Origin of the sequence: Streptomyces aurantiacus JA 4570, from assembly GCF_000414115.1 — a bacterium.
In the GTDB taxonomy this organism is placed as follows: domain Bacteria; phylum Actinomycetota; class Actinomycetes; order Streptomycetales; family Streptomycetaceae; genus Streptomyces; species Streptomyces aurantiacus_A.
Genome location: NZ_AOPZ01000449.1, coordinates 14746 through 35679, shown reverse-complemented (window position 1 = coordinate 35679; position 20934 = coordinate 14746). Strand labels below are relative to the sequence as shown.

General features: G+C 72.2%; 14 protein-coding genes and 1 pseudogene. 10 read left to right on the top strand and 5 right to left on the bottom strand.

Annotation, left to right across the window (positions count from 1 at the left end; translation table 11 throughout):
• Window positions 1–1521: alpha-L-fucosidase (locus tag STRAU_RS34175; protein WP_052029401.1), on the top strand; the 1521-nt coding region annotated here is incomplete at its 5' end.
• A gap of 84 nt (window positions 1522–1605) precedes the next feature.
• Here STRAU_RS34175 and STRAU_RS34170 read toward each other — a convergent pair.
• A pseudogene (locus tag STRAU_RS34170) lies at window positions 1606–2106 on the bottom strand (phosphotransferase); the annotation flags it as partial.
• A gap of 504 nt (window positions 2107–2610) precedes the next feature.
• Window positions 2611–3633, bottom strand: a complete 1023-nt coding sequence (locus STRAU_RS34165; protein WP_016644989.1) for a LacI family DNA-binding transcriptional regulator — start codon at window positions 3631–3633, stop codon at window positions 2611–2613.
• 346 nt (window positions 3634–3979) lie between these two features.
• Here STRAU_RS34165 and STRAU_RS34160 point away from each other — a divergent pair, with 346 nt between their 5' ends.
• From STRAU_RS34160 to STRAU_RS34140, 5 genes are all read left to right on the top strand, one after another.
• Window positions 3980–5269, top strand: coding sequence for an extracellular solute-binding protein (locus STRAU_RS34160; protein ID WP_037663780.1), 1290 nt, complete (start codon window positions 3980–3982; stop codon window positions 5267–5269).
• A gap of 11 nt (window positions 5270–5280) precedes the next feature.
• Window positions 5281–6261: a carbohydrate ABC transporter permease gene (locus STRAU_RS34155; RefSeq protein ID WP_016644987.1), complete on the top strand. Its 981-nt coding sequence runs from the start codon at window positions 5281–5283 to the stop codon at window positions 6259–6261.
• The gene (locus tag STRAU_RS34150; protein ID WP_037663767.1) at window positions 6261–7190 is read left to right on the top strand and encodes a carbohydrate ABC transporter permease; all 930 of its coding nucleotides are present in this window, start codon (window positions 6261–6263) and stop codon (window positions 7188–7190) included. The genes STRAU_RS34155 and STRAU_RS34150 overlap by 1 nt, the downstream gene beginning before the upstream one ends.
• A 53-nt stretch (window positions 7191–7243) precedes the next feature.
• Window positions 7244–8521 (top strand): glycoside hydrolase 5 family protein, encoded by a 1278-nt coding sequence (locus STRAU_RS34145; RefSeq protein WP_016644985.1) that lies wholly within the window; start codon window positions 7244–7246, stop codon window positions 8519–8521.
• A 224-nt stretch (window positions 8522–8745) separates the two neighbouring features.
• Window positions 8746–11763 carry an alpha-mannosidase gene (locus STRAU_RS34140; RefSeq protein ID WP_016644983.1) on the top strand — a complete coding sequence of 1006 codons (3018 nt, stop codon included), beginning with the start codon at window positions 8746–8748 and terminating at the stop codon, window positions 11761–11763.
• An 83-nt stretch (window positions 11764–11846) separates the two neighbouring features.
• On the opposite strand, the gene STRAU_RS44565 is transcribed toward STRAU_RS34140, so the two are convergent.
• Together STRAU_RS44565 and STRAU_RS34130 are read right to left on the bottom strand one after the other, a co-directional pair.
• Window positions 11847–14669, bottom strand: a complete 2823-nt coding sequence (locus STRAU_RS44565) for an AfsR/SARP family transcriptional regulator (protein WP_037663777.1) — start codon at window positions 14667–14669, stop codon at window positions 11847–11849.
• Window positions 14670–14816: 147 nt separating this feature from the next.
• A complete protein-coding gene (locus STRAU_RS34130) occupies window positions 14817–15632 on the bottom strand; it encodes an alpha/beta fold hydrolase (protein ID WP_037663759.1) in 816 nt (271 codons plus the stop codon).
• A 57-nt stretch (window positions 15633–15689) separates the two neighbouring features.
• Between STRAU_RS34130 and STRAU_RS34125 the strand changes: the two genes are divergently transcribed.
• Entirely contained in the window at window positions 15690–16157 is a 468-nt protein-coding gene (locus STRAU_RS34125; protein ID WP_016644981.1) for a MarR family winged helix-turn-helix transcriptional regulator, read from the top strand.
• A gap of 79 nt (window positions 16158–16236) precedes the next feature.
• On the opposite strand, the gene STRAU_RS34120 is transcribed toward STRAU_RS34125, so the two are convergent.
• On the bottom strand, window positions 16237–16959 hold the full coding sequence (locus STRAU_RS34120; RefSeq protein WP_037663757.1) for a FadR/GntR family transcriptional regulator: 723 nt from the start codon (window positions 16957–16959) through the stop codon (window positions 16237–16239).
• Window positions 16960–17159: 200 nt separating this feature from the next.
• Here STRAU_RS34120 and STRAU_RS34115 point away from each other — a divergent pair, with 200 nt between their 5' ends.
• Genes STRAU_RS34115 through STRAU_RS34105 form a run of 3 tightly spaced genes read left to right on the top strand, consistent with a single transcriptional unit; the run spans window position 17160 to window position 20882 of the window.
• The gene (locus STRAU_RS34115) at window positions 17160–18242 is read left to right on the top strand and encodes a sugar ABC transporter substrate-binding protein (protein ID WP_037663755.1); all 1083 of its coding nucleotides are present in this window, start codon (window positions 17160–17162) and stop codon (window positions 18240–18242) included.
• Window positions 18239–19843, top strand: a complete 1605-nt coding sequence (locus tag STRAU_RS34110; protein ID WP_052029399.1) for a sugar ABC transporter ATP-binding protein — start codon at window positions 18239–18241, stop codon at window positions 19841–19843. Before STRAU_RS34115 ends, STRAU_RS34110 begins: the two co-directional genes overlap by 4 nt.
• On the top strand, window positions 19836–20882 hold the full coding sequence (locus tag STRAU_RS34105; RefSeq protein ID WP_016644976.1) for an ABC transporter permease: 1047 nt from the start codon (window positions 19836–19838) through the stop codon (window positions 20880–20882). The genes STRAU_RS34110 and STRAU_RS34105 overlap by 8 nt, the downstream gene beginning before the upstream one ends.
• Window positions 20883–20934: the final 52 nt, after the last annotated feature.

Sequence of the window (20934 nt, the reverse complement as noted above, 5' to 3'; positions counted from 1 at the left end):
CCGCTCGCCGCCGCCGCGCCCCGCACCCCGGCGCCCGGGGGAGCGGTGCCCGCCGGGCCCCGGCCCCCGTACCGCATCGCCGTCAGCGCGGCCGACACCCCCGAGGAGGTGGTCGCCAAGGCGTCCCGGGTCCGGCCAACGCGGCGGCAGGTGGCGTGGCAGCGTCTGGAGCGGACCGCGTTCCTGCACTTCGGCGTGAACACCTTCACCGGCCTGGAGTGGGGCACCGGCGACGAGGACCCGGACGTCTTCCAGCCAATCGGCCTCGACACCGACCAGTGGGCGCGGGCGCTGCGCGACGGCGGCTTCGAGCTGGCGATCCTCACGGTCAAGCACCACGACGGCTTCGTCCTCTACCCCTCGCGCTACACCAAGCACACGGTGGCGAGCAGCAGTTGGCGCGACGGCAGGGGCGACGTCCTGCGCGACTTCACCACCTCCCTGCGCAAGCACGGCCTCAAGGTCGGGGTGTACGTCTCGCCCGCCGACGAGAACCAGTACCTGCACGGCGTGTACGCCAACGGCAGCGCACGCGCGCCCCGGACCGTCCCGACACCGGTGCCCGGCGACGACCGCCCCGCCGCCGACACCTTCACCCTGCACGCGACGGACTACGGCGCGTTCATGCTCAACCAGCTGTACGAAGTCCTGACCGAGTACGGGCCCGTCGACGAGGTGTGGTTCGACGGCGCGCAGGGCCGCATCCCGCCGGAGAAGGTCGAACGCTACGACTGGGACAGCTGGTACGCCCTGATCCGCGCGCTCGCGCCGGACGCGGTGATCGCCGTGCGCGGGCCCGACGTGCGGTGGGTCGGCAACGAGGGCGGGCTCGCCCGCGAGGACGAGTGGAGCGTGGTGCCGGTCAAGGACTCCGGCAACGGCAGCGTCGACTACGCGCTGCCGTTCGACGCACCGGACCAGGGCAGCCGCGAGGCCCTCGCCGACGCGCGCGCCGTGGCCCAGTACGTGCAGTGGTGGCCGGCCGAGTGCGATGTGTCCATCCGGCCGGGCTGGTTCTTCCACGAGGACGAACGGCCCAAGTCCGTCGAGCAGTTGACGGACATCTGGTTCCGCTCCGTGGGCCGCAACGCCGTGCTGCTCCTGAACGTCCCGCCCGACAAGCGGGGCCTGCTGCCCGACGCCGACGTGGCGCGGCTGCGGGAGTTCCGGCAGCGGATCGACCGGGAACTGCCCGCCGACCTCACCGCCGCCCCGGGCGCGCGCGTGCTGCGGCGCGGCGGTGTCGTCACCGTCGACCTGGGCCGTGAACGCCAGGTCGACCGGGTGCGCCTCGCGGAGGACGTGGCCCGGGCCGGGCAGCAGATCGAGTCGTTCGTGGTGGAGACCCGCTCCGACAACGGCACCTGGACCGAGACAGCCGCGGCGGGCACGGTGGGCGCGAGCCGCGTACTGCTCCTCGCGACCCCGGTACGGGCCCGCCACTGGAGGGTGCGGGCCACCGGGGCACGGGGGAAGGCGCGGTTCGGGGAGGTGGGGTTGTACCGGTCGGCGGTGGGCTGAGGGGTTGGTCGGGCAGGGGGCGTGGTGGACGACGTGCGCGACGCCCCCGACCACCGGCCGGGCCGGGAGTTCAGAGGCAGGCCCTCAGGTGAACGGGCGGGCCGTCCATCGTCGGATCATCCCGGCCGCCGCGTCCGCGATCTCGTGCCCGGGCGGGCGTGTCACCAGGTCGCTGAGGGCGAACATGTCGAGGACGCGGCCCAGGTACTCCCAGTCCTCGTCAGGCAGGGCGCGCCCGTCACGGAATCCCCGGCGGAAGCCGTCCACGAAGCCGTCGGGGTACGCGTCGCCGAACCGCAGCATGTTCGCCGCGTCGCCGTAGGGGCAGCCCGAGTAGCTGAACTCCCAGTCCAGGACGGCGTCGACGCGCCAGCCGGAAGCGGTGCGGGACACCAGGATGTTCTTGGGGTTGATGTCGGCGTGCACCAGGCGCGCCTGGTGGTCCACGCGTTCCAGGGCGGGCGCGTGGGCCTCGCACAGCTTCACCCAGGCTCGCCGCGTCGCCTGGTCGAGCCCGCCGCGTCGCCGGGTCGAGCCGCTCCGCGGGCGCCGCGGCCACGCACGCCTCGGCGAGCTCCGGCAACTGCCGCGACCACGGCCGCTCGTCCCGCCCGACGGTGAGGCGGGCGTCGGTGAAGAAGCCGGGCCGGTCGAACGTCACCGCCCCGACGCGGGCGACGACGCGGCCGACCTCGGCGCCGAGCGCGCGCAGGTCGGCGGGGTCGCCGCCGCGGGCGAGCGTCCGGCTGAGCGGCGTGCCGTGCACGTACTCCAGGACCATCGTCGCGCGTGCCTCGTACGGCTCGACCACGGCGGGCAGGACGTGCAGCACCTCGGGCACGGGCACACGGGTCCGGCCCGCCGCCATCACCGCGGCCTCCACGGCGGGAGCGGCGCCGCCGAGCCGCGCGACCACCTGCCCGCCACCGGCGACGCTCAGCAGCGACGTCTCGTGGGAGTACCCGCCCGCCAGCGGGCGTGCCCCCACCACCGCGCGGCCCAGCGCCTCGCCAATCCGCCGCGTCTCCGTCAGCTCCATGGCCCCAGTGTCCACGACAGGACAGGACGCGGGCGCTCGGGCCCGCGCCCTCACCCCGCCGCGCGCACCGCCCCCGTGCTCTCCCGCTCGATGAGCCGCGGCAGCGGCACCTGCACCGTCCCCGGCGGCCCGTCGTCAAGCAGCCCGAGCAGCTCACGCGCCGCCGTCCGGCCGAAGGACACCGTGTCGCGGGAGAGCGCGGTGAGCCACGGATGCACCATCCGGCACAGCGCGGAGTCCTCCCAGGCCACCACGGACACCTCGTCCGGCACCGCGAAGCCGAGGGAGGCCGCCGCGGCCACCCCGGCCACGGCCATCACGTCGTTGTCGTACACGAGCGCCGTCGGCGGTGACTCGGAACTCAGCACGCGGCGCGTGACCGCCGCGCCCTCCGCATCCGAATAGTCCGTGGTCACCGACCGCACCCCGGTGAGCCCGCGCCGCTCCGCCTCCGCCCGCAGCGTGCGGATGCGGCGCTCGGTGTGCGCGAGGCCGGGCAGCCCGGCGATGTGCACGACGCGGCGGTGGCCGAGCGCGTGCAGGTGGCCCACGACGGACTCCATGGCGCCCGCGTCGTCCGCCCAGACCGTGGACTGGCCGGGGCGCAACGGCCGTTCGGGATCGGGCACGCCGCCGGTGACGACCGCCGGCAGGCCCAGCTCCTCCAGGAGCGCGGGCCGCGGGTCGTCCGTGCGCGGGTCCACCACGAGGACGCCGTCGACGCGGTGCTCGGCCCACCACCGCCGGTACACCGCGCACTCCGCGGCGACGTCCTCCACCACCTGGAACAACAACCCCAGTTGGCGCTCGGCCAGGACCTCCTGGATGCCCGAGATGAGCTGCAGGAAGAACGAGTCGACACCGAGCGTGGCCGCGGGCCGGGCCACCACCAGGCCGACCGTCGCCGCGCCCTCGCCCGACAGGGCGCGCGCCGCCGTGCTGGGCCGCCAGCCCAACTGCTCGGCGACCCGGCGCACCCGGTCACGGGTGATGTCGGAGACCCCGGGACGGTCGTTGAGCGCGAAGGAGACGGCGCTCTCGGAGACCCCGGCGCGCCGCGCGATGTCCTTCATGGTCGGCCGGCGTGCCGGTGACCGCTTGCCTTGCACCCGTTGCCCCTTTCCACCCGCGCGGACGCTCGTACTAATGCGCTTGAGCTGGGTCAGGCTAAAGCGCATTAGTCATCTGTGGCAAGGCATTCAACGAACCTTGCTGACCTGCGAGTTCATGCCCGCGAACGGTCGCGCTCCGAGCAAATTGCCACCAATCCATTGACTTTTCACTTCGGCTCCGTGCAGGGTCTGCCTCGGTGCGATTCGACGCGGCCGACGACGCCGCCGTCCGTCGCGGCCGCCCACGCCGGGCCGAGCAAAGGAGCCGTTCACCGTGCGTAATTCCCGGAGTTCCCGGAGTCCCCGGATATCCCGCAGTCCTCGCAGAGCGGTCACCGCCGCCGCCCTCGCCGCCGCCCTGCTTGGCCTGAGCGCCTGCGGCGGTGGCGACGACGGCGGCTCGGCCGACGCCTCCGGCAAGGTCGAGGGCGAGATCACCTTCCAGACCTGGAACCTGAAGGCCAACTTCAAGTCGTACTTCGAGGGTCTGATCGACGACTTCGAGAAGAAGTACCCCGACGCGAAGGTGAAGTGGGTCGACCAGCCCGGCGAGGGCTACGCCGACAAGATCAGCGCCGACGCCGCCGCCGGCACGCTGCCCGACGTCGTGAACGTCTCGCCCGACCTGGTGGCCCCGCTCGCGAAGGCGGGCCTCGCGCTCGACCTGGACAAGTCGGCCGGGAAGTACGAGAAGGAGTACCTGCCGGGCGCCTGGAAGAGCCACCAGGTGCCGGGCCTGGAGGGGACGTACGCCTTCCCCTGGTACCTGAACACCGGGCCGCTGTTCTACAACAAGCGCCTGTTCGAGGACGCGGGCCTGGACGCGGACAAGCCGCCGAAGACCTTCGACGAGCTGTTCACCGACGCCGAGGAGCTGGCGAAGAAGAGCAAGGGCAAGGTCGCCACCCTCGCCAACGTCCCCACCATCGAGGACTTCGGCCGCTACGGCGTGCCGCTGATGAACAAGGAAGGCACCGGCTTCACCTTCAACGACGCCAAGGGCGTCGAACTCCTCACCAAGTACAAGGAGTTGTACGACGCCAAGGCGCTGGACGGCCAGGCGCTCACCGCGACCCCCGAGTCCACCGGCAAGAAGTTCCTCACCGAGGCCGTCGCCATGAACCCGGGCAGCGCGCTCGACCTGGAGAAGTTCAAGAAGGACGCGCCCCGGCTGTACGAGAACATCGGCATCACGCCGCAGATCAGCAACACCGGCAAGGACAACATGTACGTGATGGGCGTCATGGTGAACACCCGCACCAAGCGCACGCCCGCCGCCGTCGCCTTCGCGCACTACGTCACCGACGCGCAGCGCCAGATGTCCTTCGCCAAGAAGGTCGCCATCTTCCCGAGTACCAAGGGCTCCCTGGACGACCCGTACTTCACCAAGGCGGACGGCACGGACGAGACCCGGGTGCGGATCGCGGCCGCCAAGTCCCTGAAGACCGCGGTGAACTACACGCCCGTGCTGTTCAGCGAGCAGATGAAGGTGGAGCTGCGCAACGCCGTCGCCCGCGCCCTGCAAGGGAAGCAGAGCCCCGAGGAAGCGCTTGACAACGCTGTCAAGGCGTGCGACCGGCTGCTGAAGCAGAGCTGAGCACCGATCCCATGAAAAGCACAGCAGCCGCCTCCGCACCGGCCACCGCGGGCGCCCCGGGGCCATCGGGCCCCGGGCGCCCCTCGGGGCCGGCCGACACCGCCGCCCCGCCGCCGCGCCGCATCCGCCGTCAACTGGTCACCAGCCCCTGGCTGTTCGCCGCCCCCGGGCTCGCGATCGTCGGTGTCTTCATCCTCTATCCGTTCGTCAGCACGGTCATCAACTCCTTCACGGACAAACGGCAGTTGATCGAGGGCAAGTACGTCGGGCTCGCCAACTTCCGTGAGCTGCTGCACGACGACATGTTCTGGATCGGCCTGCGCAACAGCACGCTGTACGTCCTCGTGGTGGTGCCCGCGCTCGTCGTGCTGCCGCTGCTTCTCGCGCTGCTCGTGCAGAAGCAGATCCCCGGCATCACGTTCTTCCGGTCGGCCTTCTACACGCCGGTGGTCGCCTCCATCGTCGTGGTCGGCCTGATCTGGGTGTGGATGCTCGACGAACGCGGCCTCGTGAACGCCGTCCTGGAGGCGGTGGGCGCGGGCAAGGTCGGCTTCCTCAGCGACCAGTGGCTGCTGCTGTTCTCCGCCATGGCCGTCACGGTCTGGAAGGGCCTCGGCTACTACATGATCATTTACCTCGCGGCGCTCGCGAACGTGCCCCGCGAACTGCACGAGGCCGCCGCGGTGGACGGCGCCGGGCCGATCCGGCGGTTCGTCTCCGTCACCGTCCCGGCCGTGCGCTCGACCATGGTGCTCGTCGCCGCGCTGTCCTCGGTGGCCGCGTTCAAGGTCTTCTCCGAGGTGTATCTGATGGCGGGCCCGACCGGCGGGCCCGCGGGCGAGGACACCACCCTCGTGATGCTCGTGCAGCGCACCGGCACCGGCCTGACCGGCCGCGTCGGCTACGCCTCCGCGATCTCCGTGGTCATCTTCGTCGTCACCGTCGCGCTGATGCTGCTCGTGCTGCGCGCGGACCGGAAGGAGGACAAGTGATGCCGACGACCGCCAAGGATCCGTCCGTGTCCCGGACGGATCCGGCCGAGTCCGCGCCACGCACGCGTACCCGACGTCGCCGGGTCACCGACGAGAACGGGCGGCGCATGCCCGTGTGGGAACTGCTGCTGCGGTACGCCCTGCTGCTCGTCGTGCTCGCCCTGATGATCGGCCCTTTCCTGTGGCAGCTCTCGACCTCGCTGAAGGGCCCGCACGAGAACATCTTCAGCTCCCCGCCGAGCTTCCTGCCCTCCGACCCGACCCTGCACAACTACGAGCGCGTCGCCGACACCATCCCCGTCTGGGACTACGCGCTGAACTCCCTGAAGGTCGCCGCGGCCAACGTCTTCACGAACTGCGTGGGCGCCGCGCTCGCCGGCTACGCCCTCGCCCGGCTGCGCTACCGCGGCCGCAAGGCCGCCACGCTCGTGTTCATCCTCGCCATGCTGGTGCCCGTGGAGGGCATCATCATCGCCCAGTTCACGACGATGCGGGACCTCGGCCTGAACAACACCCTCATGGGCGTCCTGCTGCCCGGCTGCGTCTCCGCACTCAACGTCCTCCTGATGCGCAACGCCTTCCTCAATCTGCCGTACGAGGTGGAGGAGGCCGCGTTCGTCGACGGGGCGAACGTCTGGCAGCGGTTCTTCCGCATCGCCCTGCCCGCCGTGAAGGGAACCCTCGCCGTCGTGGCGATCTTCGCCTTCATGGGCGCCTGGGACGATTTCCTGTGGCCGCTCATCGTGCTCAGCGACCCCGACAAGTTCACCCTCACCATCGGCCTCAACTACCTGCACGGCACCTTCGCCAACGACGAACGCCTCGTCGCCGCGGGCACCGTGATCGCCGTGCTGCCGCTCATCGTGCTCTTCGCCTGTCTCCAGCGGTACTTCTTCCGCGGCGTCGGCGAGGGCGCGGTCAAGGGCTGACTCCCCGGCTTCCCGGAGCCCCACGGGCCCCGCTCCCAGAACCAGGATCCGCATTGACCTCTGACGACCTGCCCGGCGCGGCACCCGCCGCCGCGCCCCGCTTCGGCGCCAACTACACGCCCAGCCAAGGGTGGTTCCACCACTGGCTCGACTTCGACCTCGACGCCGTACGTCGTGACCTCGACGCCGTCGCCGCGCTCGGCCTCGACCACGTCCGGGTCTTCCCCATCTGGCCGTACTTCCAGCCCAACCGCACCCTCATCCGGCCGCGCGCCGTCGAGCAGCTCGTCGCGCTCGCCGACGCCGCCGCCGAGCGCGGGCTCGACGTGAACGTCGACGGCCTCCAGGGCCATCTGTCGAGCTTCGACTTCCTGCCCGCGTGGACGCAGACCTGGCACCGGCGCAACCTCTTCACCGACCCGGAGGTGGTGTCCGGCCAGCGGGAGTATCTGCGCACCCTCGCCGCGGCGCTCGCCGACCGGCCCAACTTCATCGGCATGACCATCGGCAACGAGATCAACCAGTTCGCGGCCGGGCCGCACCCCGACCCCGACCGCATCACGCGGGACCAGGCGGACGCCTGGCTGCGCGCCGTGCTCGCCGCCTGCGAGGAGGGCGCCCCCGGGCGGCTGCATCTGCACGCCGAGTACGACGCCGCCTGGTACCAGGACGACCAGCCGTTCACGCCCGCGCAGGCCGCGCGGCTCGGGGCCGTCACGGCCGTGCACTCCTGGGTGTTCAACGGCACCGCGCAGCGGCACGGGCGGGACGGGGTCGCCACCGGGCAGCACGCCGCGTACATGATCGAGCTGTCCAAGGCATGGGCCCTCGAGCCGCGTCGGCCCGTGTGGCTCCAGGAGGTCGGCGCGCCCGCCCCGCTCATCCCGGCCGCCGACGCCGCCGCCTTCACCGAGGCCACGGTGTCCGCCGCGCTCGACTGTGCGGACGTGTGGGGGATCACGTGGTGGTGCTCCCACGACGTGTCCCGCTCCCTGGCCGACTTTCCCGAACTCGAGTACAGCCTGGGGCTGTTGACCAATGAGGGGCGGGTGAAGCCCGCGGGGGAGACGTTGGCTCGTCTCGCCAAGGAGGCGCGGGGTGCGGTGTACGCGCCCGCGCCCCGGACGACGGCGCTCGTCGTCGACGTCGGCCCCGACTTCGGGGCCAGGTCCGTGTGCGCGCCCGGTGGGGCGGTGTTCGAGGCGTTCGCGCGGCTCGTCGGCGATGGGGTGCGGCCCGCCCTTCTCCTCGCGGAGCGGGCGGATGATGCTGCTCACCTCGCTGCGCGGGGCATTCGGGAGGTGGTGCGGGCGCCCGAAGTTCTCGGCTGAGGTCCCTGGGGGCTCCGCCCCCAGACCCCCTTCTCCCGCCCGCCCGCCCCTGGTTCCCCTGCCGGGACGTAGTCGGCACACCCCGGCACCTTCCAGCCCGCCCCGGCGACGTTTTCAGCCCGTCCGGCGTTTGAGGACGAGGCCGTTGCGTTTGAGGACGAGGCCGTTCAGGCCGATCGGGGGCCCACCAGTCACCAGCCACCCCACCACACGGAGACAGCCACATGCACGACGACCGTCGTCTCGTCGAGGGGCGCCTCAAGCGCGTCCTCGACGAGCGCATCCGCCCCGCCGTATACCCCCACTCCGTCCCCCTGGACATCGCCGTCTGGAACGCCCCGGGCGAACCGGTCCCGGTGGCCGAAGGCTTGGCGGCGGAGCCCGAGCCGACGGCGGCCGGGTCCCGCTGGGGCGCCCCCTGGGGCACCAGCTGGTTCCGGGTGACGGGCACGGTCCCGCCCGAGTGGGCGGGCAGAACGGTCGAGGCGATCCTCGACCTCGGCTTCGACGAGAACATGCCGGGCTTCCAGTGCGAGGGCCTGGTGTACCGCCCCGACGGCACCCCGGTGAAGGGCCTGAACCCACGCAACCAGTGGGTGCGGATCGCCGCGCCCGCCGAGGGCGGCGAGGAGGTCCGCCTGCACATCGAGGCCGCCTCCAACCCGGTCATCCTGGACTACCACCCGTTCCTGCCCACGCAGTTGGGCGACAAGGAGACGGCGGGCACGGCACCGCAGTACCGCCTGGAACGCATGGACCTCGCCGTCTTCGACGAGACGGTGTGGCAGCTGGTGATCGACCTGGAGGTCCTCGGCGAGCTGATGCAGGAGCTGCCCGAGGACTCCGGCCGCCGCCACGAGATCCTGCGGGCCGTCGACCGCGCCCTGGACGCCGTCGATCTCCAGGACGTGAACGGCACGGCAGCCGCGGCCCGAGCCGAGCTGGAGGCCGTGCTCGCCGCGCCCGCGCACGACTCCGCGCACCGCGTCAGCGCCGTCGGCCACGCGCACATCGACTCCGCCTGGCTGTGGCCGCTGCGCGAGACGGTGCGCAAGGTGGCGCGTACGACGTCCAACATGACGGCGCTCCTGGAGGACGAGCCGGACTTCGTGTTCGCCATGTCGCAGGCGCAGCAGTGGGCGTGGATCAAGGAGCACCGGCCCGAGGTGTGGGCGAAGGTGAAGAAGGCCGTCGCGGACGGGCGCTTCGTGCCGACCGGCGGCATGTGGGTCGAGTCGGACACGAACATGCCGGGCTCGGAGGCGATGGCCCGTCAGTTCGTGCACGGCAAGCGGTTCTTCCTCGACGAGTTCGGCGTCGAGAACGACGAGGCGTGGCTGCCGGACACCTTCGGCTTCGCCGCCGGGCTGCCGCAGATCATCAAGGCGGCGGGCGCCAAGTGGCTGCTCACGCAGAAGATCTCGTGGTCGCAGACCAACAAGTTCCCGCACCACACTTTCCAGTGGGAGGGCATCGACGGCACCCGGATCTTCACGCACTTCCCGCCCGTCGACACGTACAACTGCGCCATGAAGGGCAGCGAAATCGCCCACGCGGCACGGAACTTCAAGGACAAGGGCGTCGCCCGGCACTCCCTCGCCCCGACCGGCTGGGGCGACGGCGGGGGCGGCACGACCCGCGAGATGATCGCGAAGGCGGCCCGGCTGCGGAACCTGGAGGGCTCGGCGACCGTCCAGTGGGAGACCCCGGCCGCGTTCTTCGAGAAGGCCGAGGCCGAGTACCCGAACGCGCCGGTGTGGGTCGGCGAGCTCTATCTGGAGCTGCACCGCGCCACCCTCACCAGCCAGGCGGGCACCAAGCAGGGCAACCGCCGCAGCGAACACCTCCTGCGCGAGGCCGAGCTGTGGGCGGCGACGGCCGCGGTCCGGGCCGGATTCCCTTATCCGTACGAGGAGTTGGACCGGATCTGGAAGACGGTGCTGCTGCACCAGTTCCACGACATCCTGCCCGGCTCGTCCATCGCCTGGGTGCACCGCGAGGCCCGCGCGACCTACGCGGCGGTGGCGGCCGAGCTGAACGGCATCATCGGCGCCGCGCAGCAGGCACTCGCGGGCGACGGGGGCCGCACCCTCGTCTTCAACTCCGCGCCGCACCCGCGTGCCGGCGTCGCGGCGGGCGGCGCCGGGATGCCCGTCGCCGCGGGGCAGTCGGCGATCGCGGCGCGCGCGGACGGCGGGTTCGTCCTCGACAACGGCCTGCTGCGCGTCGAGATCGACGCCCGCGGGCTCGTCGTCTCGGTGTACGACATCGCCGCCGGACGCGAGACCGTCGCCCCCGGCCACGCCGCCAACCTGCCCCAGCTGCACGCCGACTTCCCGAACATGTGGGACGCCTGGGACGTCGACGAGTTCTACCGCAACTCCGTCACCGACCTCACGGACGCGGAGGAGGTCGTGCCGGGCGAGGGCGCCTCGGTGCGCGTGGGGCGCCGCTTCGGCGCCTCCCGCATGACGCAGGTCCTCACCCTCGCGCCGGGCGAGCGGCGCCTGGACATCGACACCGAGGTCGACTGGCACGAGACGGAGAAGTTCCTCAAGCTGGCCTTCCCGCTCGACGTGCACGCCGAGCGGTACGCGTCGGAGACGCAGTTCGGGCACTTCCACCGGCCCACGCACACCAACACGAGCTGGGAGGCCGCCAAGTTCGAGGCGTGCAACCACCGCTTCGTGCACGTCGAGGAGCCGGGCTGGGGCGTCGCCCTCGTCAACGACTCGACGTACGGCCACGACGTCACCCGCGCCGTGCGGGACGCCGACGCCGGCACCACCACGACCGTGCGGGTGTCGCTGCTGCGGGCACCGCGGTTCCCCGACCCGGAGACCGACCAGGGCGTGCACCGGTTCCGGCACGCGCTGACGCCCGGGGCGGACGTCCTCGACGCCGTGCGCGAGGGGTACCGGATCAACCTGCCCGAGCGGCGGGTCACCGGGTCCGGCGCGGAGGTCGCGCCGCTGGTGGCCGTCGACGACGACGCCGTGGTCGTCACGGCGGTGAAGCTCGCGGACGACGGGAGCGGCGATGTGATCGTCCGCTTCCACGAAGCCCGGGGCGGCCGCGCCCGGGCCCGGCTCACCTTCGGCTTCGAGGTGGGTTCCCTCGCCGTGACCGACCTCCTTGAGCGGCCGCTCGACGGGACATCGGCTCCGGAGCGGGACGGAGCCGTCGTGTCCGTGGCCCTGCGGCCGTTCGAGCTGGTGACGTTGCGGGCGGGGAGGGCCTGACCCGGCGCCGGGGGGGCGGCCGACGTCGGGCGGGTGACCGTCGGCCGCGCCCGTCGGGCGGAGGGCGGGGCAAAGGCAGGCTCTCAACGTGCCGGCGCGTGGCCGAGCGCGCCCAGGAGCGCCTGGGTGCGCTCCGCTTCGGAGCCGCGGTCCTGGTCGCGGTAGAGAGCGAGGGCCTGGGTCCGGGCGCGGCGCGCTTCGGCGGTCCTGCCGAGAGCGTGGTAGACGTCCCCGAGGCACGCCAGGGCGTCGGCTTCCTCGTAGGCGTCCCCCAGCTCGCGGCGGAGGGCGAGTGCCTGGTGGTAGTGGTCCAGGGCCTCGGCGTACCGCCCGCTGCGGTGGGCGATGTAGCCGAGGCTGTCCAAGGTGAATGCCTCACCTTCCAGGAAGTGGTGCCGACGGCACAGCGTCAGGGACCGCTCGCAGAAGGCGCGCCCCTCCTCGTGGTGCCCCAGCCGGGCGTGGTACCAGCCCACCGCGTTGAGGGCCTCGGCCTCCCTCGGGGGACTGTCGAGCGTTTCGCGGATGCGCAGGTTCTGGACGGCGTGCGTCAATGCCCGGCCGTCGTCGCCCTGTTGCTCCCGGGCCAGCGCGAGGTTGAGATGCGTCTGCGCCGTTCCCGCGGCGTCCCCGGCCTCCGCGAACAGGGCGAGGGCCCGCCGCAACTGGCCCAGGGCATCGTCGTGCCGGCCGAGGGCGACGAGGGTGCGGCCGAGGAGCCGGTGCGCCAGGGCCCGTGTGGCCGGCTGTGCCCCGGCCGCATCGAGGGCGGCGAGCGTCGCTCGCAGGAGCGCCATGCGGTCCGGCAGGAGACCACGGCGCCAGTGGTAGGTGTCCAGGGCCCAGGCCAGCCGCCATGCCTGGCCGTGCCGGCCGTGTTCCAGGGCGAAGCGGTGCGCGGCGAGCAGACAGGGATGCTCGGCCTCGAACCACGCCATGGACGTCGGCGCGTCGCTGAGGAAGGACGGGGCGTCCGTCGCCGCGGACGGGCCCGGCGCGATCGGCGTGCGCTGCGGGGACAGCAACCGGTCGGCCGCGTACGCGGTGTGGGCGTAGAAGTCGACCAGGCGGTCCGAGGCCGCGTCCCGGTCGTCGCCGTGCCGGTCCTGGCAGCGTTCGGTGGCGTAGAGGCGGACCAGGTTGTGCATGCGGTAGCGGCCCGGGGCGTGCTGCTGGACCAGGTGGGCGGCCTCCAGGGTGCGGAGTACGGCGCGGGTGCGCGCTAGGGGCGTTCCGATGAGGCGGGCGGCGGCGCGCGGACCGATGTCCGCTCCGGGTGCCGGTCCCAGCAGGGCGAAGGCCCGGGCGCTTGGGGCGTCCAAGGCCCGGTAGGAGGTCTCGAAGACCGCTCTCAGATCGGTGGCCAGGTCCCCGACGGTCAGGGCGTCGAGTCTGCCGGAGGCGTCGTCGAGCTCTCCGGCCAGCTCGGCGAGCGGGAAGCCGGGGTGGGCCGCCGCGCGGGCGGCCACGATGCCCAGGGCCAGGGGCAGTCCCGCACACCGCCGCAGCAGTGCGGTCACGGCAGCGGGTTCGGCCGCCACCCGGTCCTGGCCCAGGGCGCAGGTGAGGACCTCGCGGGCCTCGGTGTCGGGGAGCGTGTCGAGGGTCAGGTGCGGGGAGCCGTGGGTGGCGGTGAGACCGCCGAGATGGCTGCGGCTGGTGACCAGGACCAGGCAGGTGGCGCTGCCGGGCAGCAGCGGCCGGACCTGGTCGGCGTCGCGGGCGTTGTCCAGCAGGATCAGCATCCGGCGCCGGGCGACCAGGGACCGGTACAGCCCCGCCTGGGCCTCCGCCCCGGTGGGTATCTCCTGGAGGGGGGTGCCCAGGGCGTCGAGGAAGCCGCGTAACACCCGGTCCGGCGGGACCGGTTCGCCGGCCGGGTCGAAACCGCACAGAGCGGCGTACAGCTGTCCGTCGGGGAAGCGGTCGAGGTGTTGATGGGCCCAGTGCAGCGCCAGCCAGGACTTGCCGACGCCGCCCGTGCCGCCGACCGCGAAGATCGTCGGCCGGCCGCTGCCCTCGGCGGGTTCCTTGAGCAGGACGTCGAGGGCGGCCAGTTCGCGGCCCCGGCCGACGAACGTCGCCGGCCACGGCGGAAGCTGCCGCGGCACGGGCCGGGCGGGGCGGGGTGGGCGCACCACCGCGGGCGTGGCCGGAGCGGGGTGGAGCGCGGGGTCGGCGGCGAGGATCTGCTGATGCAGCCGCCGCAGCGGCGCACCGGGGTCGATGCCCATCTCCCTTGCCAGGTCCCGCCGGAGGCGCTCGTAGCACTCCAGCGCCGCGGCCTGCCGCCCGCACCGGTACAGCGCCAGCATCAGATGCCCCGCCACCCGCTCGTCCAGCGGATGCGCCTCGGCCCGGCCCGAGAGCTCGGTCAGCACCAGGGCGTGCTTCGCGAGGCGCAGCCGGACATCGGTCAGATCCAGCTCGGCGGCGAACCGCTCGCCGTCGAGCACATCGCGTTGCGTGTTGAACCACGGGGTGTCCGCCCCGGCGAACGCCTCCCCGCGCCAGGAGCCGAGAGCCGCCTGGAAGAGGGCCTCGGCCTCCTCGTCGGCGGGCGCCGCGCGCCCCCGGTCCAGCAGGTGGCGGAACCGGTGCAGGTCGACGGCCTCGGGGCCGACCCGCAGCCGGTAGCCGCTGCCTTCCTCGCGGGTGAGGGACACGTCGTGCCCCTCCAGCGCCCGCCGCAGCCGGGAGATGTATCCGTACAGCGCGCGTCGGCCGCTGCGCGGCTCGGCCGTCCCCCATGCCCTGTCCACCAGGGCGTGGGCCGACACCAGACGGTTGGCGTCCACGAGCAGCGCCGCGAGCACCCGCCGCTGAAGCGCGGGCCCGACGTTCACCGGGACGCCGTCACGCCACACCTCGATGGGCCCCAGAATTCCGAAGGACAAGGCCCTCACCCCCTCTTGGCCCTGGTCACCCTCTCCGGAGCCGACCTGGGCGTTCAAGGGGCAGGCACGCTTCAGTGCCGTTCCGCGGAAGTCCCGCACCGGGCGCCGGGACGCGATCAGGCCCGCCGGATAGCAGCTGGAGGGCCGGGGACGCGATCAGACCCGCTGGAGGAAGGCGTCAAGGATCTCGTTGAAGGTCTCCGGACGTTCCATGTTGGGGTAGTGCGCCGTGCCCTCGACGGTCGCCGTCCGGCCGTCGGGGGCCGCGTCCGCCAGGCGTTCGGCCATGGCGATCGGGTCGGGGGAGTCGAGGGCGCCGCTGATGGCGAGCACCGGGACCGGGAGTTTCGCGGCGCGCGCCCAGGTGTCGGGCACGGGCACGAGCCGCGGCGGTTCGGTGCCCGTGTGCTTGGAGAGGGTGTACTCGACCATGTTCCGTACGTCGCGCACGACGGCCTCGTCGACGTCGCCGAGGGCGCGGTGCGGGCCCGCCACGAACAGCATGTGGGCGGCGAGGAAGGCGGCCGCGTCGCCGGCGGCCGTCGCGCGGGCCCACTCGGCCAGGATGGCCTGGGCCCAGGGGTCGTCGAAGACGGGTTCGCTGGTGCCGGCGCCGCTGACGACGAGGGCGCGGACCAGGCCGGGGTGTTCGAGGGCGGTGTCGACGGCGATGCCCGCGCCCATCGACAGCCCGACGAGGACCGCGGGGCCGACGTCCAGGTGGCGCAGGAGCGCGGCCAGGTCGTCGGTCTGGCGGAAGGGGACGGACGCGTTCGCGGAGCCGCCGTGGCCGCGGGTGTCCGGGGCGATGACGCGGTACCGCCGGGAGAAGTGGGCGATCTGGCCGTTCCACATGCGGTGGTCCACGAAGCCGCCGTGCAGCAGCACCAACGGTGCGCCCTCGCCGGTGTCGCGGTAGGCCAAGGGGCCGTCCTCGGTCTCGTACAGGAAGACGTCAGAAGTCTCAGTCATGACAACCAAGGTGTCAATGATGGCGAGAGTTGGCAACCCAGGTGTCATGATGGTGCGGTGTCCGAGAAACCCCTGGAACCCGATGCCCTGGGCCACCGGCTCACCGAAGTCTTCGACCTCGTCGGCCCGCTGTACCGGCGGGTGCAGCGCAAGGTCGAGGAGTCCGAGCCGATCGAGGGGCTGTCCGTCGGCGTGCGGGCCGTCCTCGATCTGCTGCGCAAGGGCGGCCCCATGACCGTGCCGCAGATGGGGCGCGCCCAGTCGCTGAGCCGCCAGTTCGTGCAGCGCATGGTCAACGACGCCGCGGCGCGCGGCCTGGTGGAGGTCACCGACAACCCCGCTCATCGCCGGTCGTCGCTGATCCGGCTCACGGACGAGGGCGAGGCGGCGATGGCGGCGGCCGCCGCGCGGGAGCACGCCGTGATGCGGCACGTGCGGGGGGACCTGACCGACGCCGATGTCACGGCGTGCGTGCAGGTGCTCACGCGGATGCTGGAGCTGTTCGACGACGTCGACGTGGACTGAGGGGCGCCCGGCGCGAACTGGCCGCGGCCCCGGCCCGCGTCGGTCAGGTCCCGCCTGGTCCCGGCCCGCCCGGCGAGAGCTACCCCTCCAACTGCCCCCGCAGCCAGTCCTCCACTTCCCCCACATGCGCGGCCGCCGCCGCCCGGGCCGCCTCCGGGTCCCGCGCGACCAGGGCCCGGTGGATGCGGGAGTGCTCGCGCCGGGTGCGCTCGAAGGCGCCCTCCTCCTGGTATCCGCGCCACACCCGGGCCCGGAAGGTGCGCGAGGACAGGCCCTCCAGGATCGCCGCCATCGTGTCGTTGCCGGCCGCGAAGGCGATCGTGCGGTGGAAGGCGAGGTCGTGGGAGAGGATCTCCTCGGGGTCGTCGGTGGCGTTCATGGCCGCCAAGTGCTTCTCTACATCGGCCAGTTGGTCCTGCGTGATGCGGGCGGCGGCGAGCCCGGTCGCCGTGGACTCCAGGACCCGGCGCACTTCGAGCAGCTCCACGAGGCGCGGGCCGCGCGACAGATCGGCGACCACGCCGAAGGTCTCCAGGAGGTCCCCGGCCTCCAGCTGGGTCACATAGATGCCCGAGCCGTGCCGCGCCTCCAGGACCCCGAGCACCGTCAGGGCCCGGATCGCCTCCCGCATCGAGCTGCGTGAGATCCCGAGCTGCGTCGCCAAGTCCCGTTCGGTGGGCAGGCGTTGGCCGGGCTCCAGGAGCCCCTCGCGGATCATCGCCTTGATCTCCTCGATGGCCCGCTGGGTCACCGTGCCCTTCTGCGCGGGCGCGGGCGGGGCGCTCTGCTCGCTCTGGTCCACAAAACGCTCCTTCACTTGCCGGTGCCGCGCAGTGTAGTCACAGATGTGGTCCGACCACTACGGCCGGAAAGCGGGAAAAGTTGGCGACGAGGGGTGTTGTGTGCGCCAAGTGGTCTGATAAATATTCGCCCATCGATCGCTCGACCCCTAGCACCCCCTACCTGAATCCCGCTGCATCACGCTCGATGAGGAGCCGTCAGATGGCCGGCAGTAGTGTGCGGAACAGCCCCCGGAGGATGCGGAGTTCGCGGCCGGCCCGAGCCGTCGCCCTGGCGGCCTGCGCCGCCCTCGCGCTCACCGCCTGCGGCAGCACGAAGGACACCGGGGGATCCGGTGGCAAGGCCGGCGGCGAGGGCAAGGTCGGCGTGATCCTGCCGCTGCTCACCTCGCCGTTCTGGCAGTCGTACAACGACTACGTACCGAAGATGGCGAAGTCCGAGGACGTCGACGCGCTCAAGACCGTCAACTCCAACAGCGACCCCTCGCAGCAGATCACCGACATCAACAACCAGCTCAACCAGGGCGTCAAGGGCCTGGTGGTGGCGCCACTCGACAGCGCCGCCGTCTCCGCGGGGCTCGACCAGGCCGAGCGCAAGGGCGTGCCGGTGGTCGCCGTCGACGTCGCGCCCGAGAAGGGCAAGGTCGCCATGGTGGTCCGCGCCAACAACGTGGCGTACGGGCAGAAGGCGTGTGACTACCTCGGCAAGCAGGTCGAGAGCGGCAAGGTCGTCCAGATCATGGGGGACCTCGCGTCGGTCAACGGCCGTGAGCGCTCCAAGGCGTTCCGCGACTGCGTCAAGGACAAGTACCCGGAGCTGAAGGTCCTGGAGATCCCCGCCAAGTGGGAGTCCGACACCGCCGCCTCCAAGCTCGACACCCTGCTCAACTCCCACCCCGACATCAAGGGCATCTACATGCAGGCCGGGGGCGTTTACCTCGCGCCCACCCTGCAGACCCTCAAGTCCAAGGGCATGTTGAAGAAGGCGGGTGCGAAGGGGCACATCTCGATCGTGTCCAACGACGGCATCCCGCAGGAGTTCGACGCCATCCGCAAGGGCCAGATCGACGCGACCGTCTCCCAGCCCGCCGACTCGTACGCCAAGTACGGCATGTACTACATCAAGGCCGCGATGAACGGGAAGAAGTTCAAGCCAGGACCGACCGACCACGGCTCCACCATCGTGAAGCTGCCGAGCGGCATCCTCGAGGACCAGCTGCCCGCGCCGCTCGTCACGAAGGAGAACGTGGACGACGCCGAGCTGTGGGGCAACTCCGTCCAATGACGACACCGACCCCACCGAGCCCCGCGGCGCCCGTGCCCCTCGTCGAGGCGTCCGGCATCGTGAAGCGGTACGGACCCACCGTGGCCCTCCAGGACGGCCGGCTGACCGTCAGGCCCGGCGAGTCCCACGCCCTCGTCGGCCGCAACGGCGCGGGCAAGTCCACCCTCGTCACCATCCTCACCGGCCTGCAGGCGCCCGACGCGGGCACCGTGGTGTTCGACGGCGAGGCCGCGCCGCCGCTCGCCGACCGCGACGCCTGGCGCCGCAAGGTCGCCTGCGTGTACCAGCGGCCCACGGTCGTGCCGGAACTGACGGTCGCCGAGAACCTCTTCATCAACCGTCAGCCTCAGGGCCGCGGCGGATTCATCAGCTGGCGCCGCCTCAAGGCGGAGGCGGCCGAGGTGCTGCGCACCTGGGACGTGCGGGTCGACCCCGGCGCGCGCACCGCCGACCTCAAGGTCGAGGACCGCCAAATGGTGGAGATCGCCCGCGCGTTGAGCTTCGGCGCCCGTTTCATCGTCCTCGACGAGCCCACCGCGCAGCTCGACAACCGCGAGATCGAGCGGCTGTTCACGCGCATGCGGGCGCTCCAGGACTCCGGCGTCACGTTCCTGTTCATCTCACACCATCTGCAAGAGGTGTACGAGGTGTGCCAGGCCGTCACCGTCCTGCGCGACGCCCGCTGGATCACCACCGCCCCCGTCGCCGACCTGCCCCGCGCCGCCCTGGTGGAGGCCATGGCGGGTGAGGCGCTCACCGAGAGCAAGGTCCGCGCCCGGCCCGGGGTCCCCGCCGACGCGCCCGTACTGCTCGACGTGCGCGGCCTGAGCGGCCCCTCGTACGACGACGTCGACCTGACCGTGCGCCGGGGCGAGGTCGTCGGGCTCGCCGGGTCCAGCGGCAGCGGCAAGATCAACCTCGCGGAGTCGTTCACCGGACTGCACACGCCGACCTCGGGCACCGCCCTCCTGGACGGCGAGCCCCTGAAGTTCGGCGACGTGCCCGCCGCGCTGCGTGCCGGAGTGGGCTGCGTACCGCGCGACCGGCACGGCGAGGGCCTGGTGTTCTCCATGTCCATCGGGGACAACGCCACGATGAGCGTGCTGGGCCGGCTCGGCCGGTACGGCTTCGTCGGCACCGACCGCAAGCGCGCCTTCGCGGGCGGGCTCATCCAGCGGCTCGACATCCACGCCGAGGGACCCGACCAGCCCGTGTCCGACCTCTCCGGAGGCAACGCGCAGAAGGTCGTCATGGCGCGCGCCCTCGCCTCCGACCCGCGCCTGCTCGTCCTCATCAACCCCACCGCGGGCGTCGACGTGAAGTCCAAGGAGTCGCTGCTCGCCCGCGTCGACCGGGCCCGCGACGACGGCACCGCCGTGGTCGTCGTGTCCGACGAACTCGACGACCTGCGCCGCTGCGACCGCGTGCTCGTCCTCTTCCACGGCCGCGTCGTCGCCGAACACGCGGCGGGCTGGCACGACCACGAGCTGATCGCCTCGGTTGAAGGTGTGGACCAGTCGCGCCCCGATAGGGGCGCGGGGAACGGCGCGACCAGCCCCCGCCGGTCCGCAGCCGAACCACAAGGAGACCACCATGGCTGACATCAAGGCCCCTTCGGCCGCGAAGGCGCCCGCCGCGCCCGCCCCGGTCCGCCCGGGGGAGACCCGTTCGGCGAAGAACATGCTGCTCCGCCGCGCACGCGAACTCGCCCTTGTCCCCGCCCTGTTGCTCCTCATGGTGCTCGGCGCCTTCGTCAACGACTCCTTCCTCACCGAGCGGAACATCATCTCCATCCTGGGCGCGTCCGCGGCCCTGGCCATGGTCGTCCTCGCCGAGTCGCTCGTGCTGATCACCGGCAAGTTCGACCTGTCCCTGGAGTCGGTCGTCGGCATCGCGCCCGCCATCGGCGCGCTCCTCGTGCTGCCCGCCGCGCAGGCGGGATTCGGCACCGACCTGCCCGCAGCCGTCGGACTGCTCGCGATCGTGCTGGTCGGCGCGGTGATCGGCGGCTTCAACGGCATCCTCGTGGTCAAGCTGAAGCTCAACGCGTTCATCGTCACGCTCGCCATGCTGATCGTGCTGCGCGGTGTCCTCGTCGGCGCCACCAAGGGCAAGACGCTGTTCGGGATGCCCGAGTCGTTCTTCACGCTCGCCACGTCCACGTTCCTGACCGTGCCGCTGTCGGTGTGGATCGCGGCGGCCGCCTTCGGTATCACCGGGCTCGTCCTGAAGTACCACCGCGTCGGCCGTGCCCTGTACGCGATCGGCGGCAACGCGGACGCCGCGCGGGCTGCGGGCATCCGCGTCGAGCGGGTCATGCTCGGCGTGTTCGTCGTCGCCGGGACACTCGCCGCCGTCGGCGGCCTGATGCAGACCGGCTACGTCGGCGCCATCAACGCCAACCAGGGCCAGAACATGATCTTCACGGTGTTCGCGGCGGCCGTCATCGGCGGCATCAGCCTCGACGGCGGCAAGGGCACCATGTTCGGTGCGCTCACCGGTGTGCTGCTGCTCGGCGTCGTACAGAACCTGCTCACGCTCGCGCAGGTGCCGTCCTTCTGGATCCAGGCGATCTACGGCGGCATCATCCTCGTCGCCCTGATGATCGCGCGCGTCACCACGGGCCGTGCCCAGGACTGACCGCCCCGGGCCGCGCCCAGGACCTCCGTCCCCGCCCGCCCACGGCTCCCTG

What these genes read in the sequence shown, in the direction of transcription:
- STRAU_RS34165 (WP_016644989.1), bottom strand. Translation starts at nt 3,633, where the DNA reads ATGAAGGACATCGCGCGGCGCGCCGGGGTCTCCGAGAGCGCCGTCTCC.
- STRAU_RS34155 (WP_016644987.1), top strand. Translation starts at nt 5,281, where the DNA reads ATGAAAAGCACAGCAGCCGCCTCCGCACCGGCCACCGCGGGCGCCCCG.
- STRAU_RS34150 (WP_037663767.1), top strand. Translation starts at nt 6,261, where the DNA reads ATGCCGACGACCGCCAAGGATCCGTCCGTGTCCCGGACGGATCCGGCC.
- STRAU_RS34140 (WP_016644983.1), top strand. Translation starts at nt 8,746, where the DNA reads ATGCACGACGACCGTCGTCTCGTCGAGGGGCGCCTCAAGCGCGTCCTC.
- STRAU_RS34130 (WP_037663759.1), bottom strand. Translation starts at nt 15,632, where the DNA reads ATGACTGAGACTTCTGACGTCTTCCTGTACGAGACCGAGGACGGCCCC.
- STRAU_RS34115 (WP_037663755.1), top strand. Translation starts at nt 17,160, where the DNA reads ATGGCCGGCAGTAGTGTGCGGAACAGCCCCCGGAGGATGCGGAGTTCG.
- STRAU_RS34110 (WP_052029399.1), top strand. Translation starts at nt 18,239, where the DNA reads ATGACGACACCGACCCCACCGAGCCCCGCGGCGCCCGTGCCCCTCGTC.
- STRAU_RS34105 (WP_016644976.1), top strand. Translation starts at nt 19,836, where the DNA reads ATGGCTGACATCAAGGCCCCTTCGGCCGCGAAGGCGCCCGCCGCGCCC.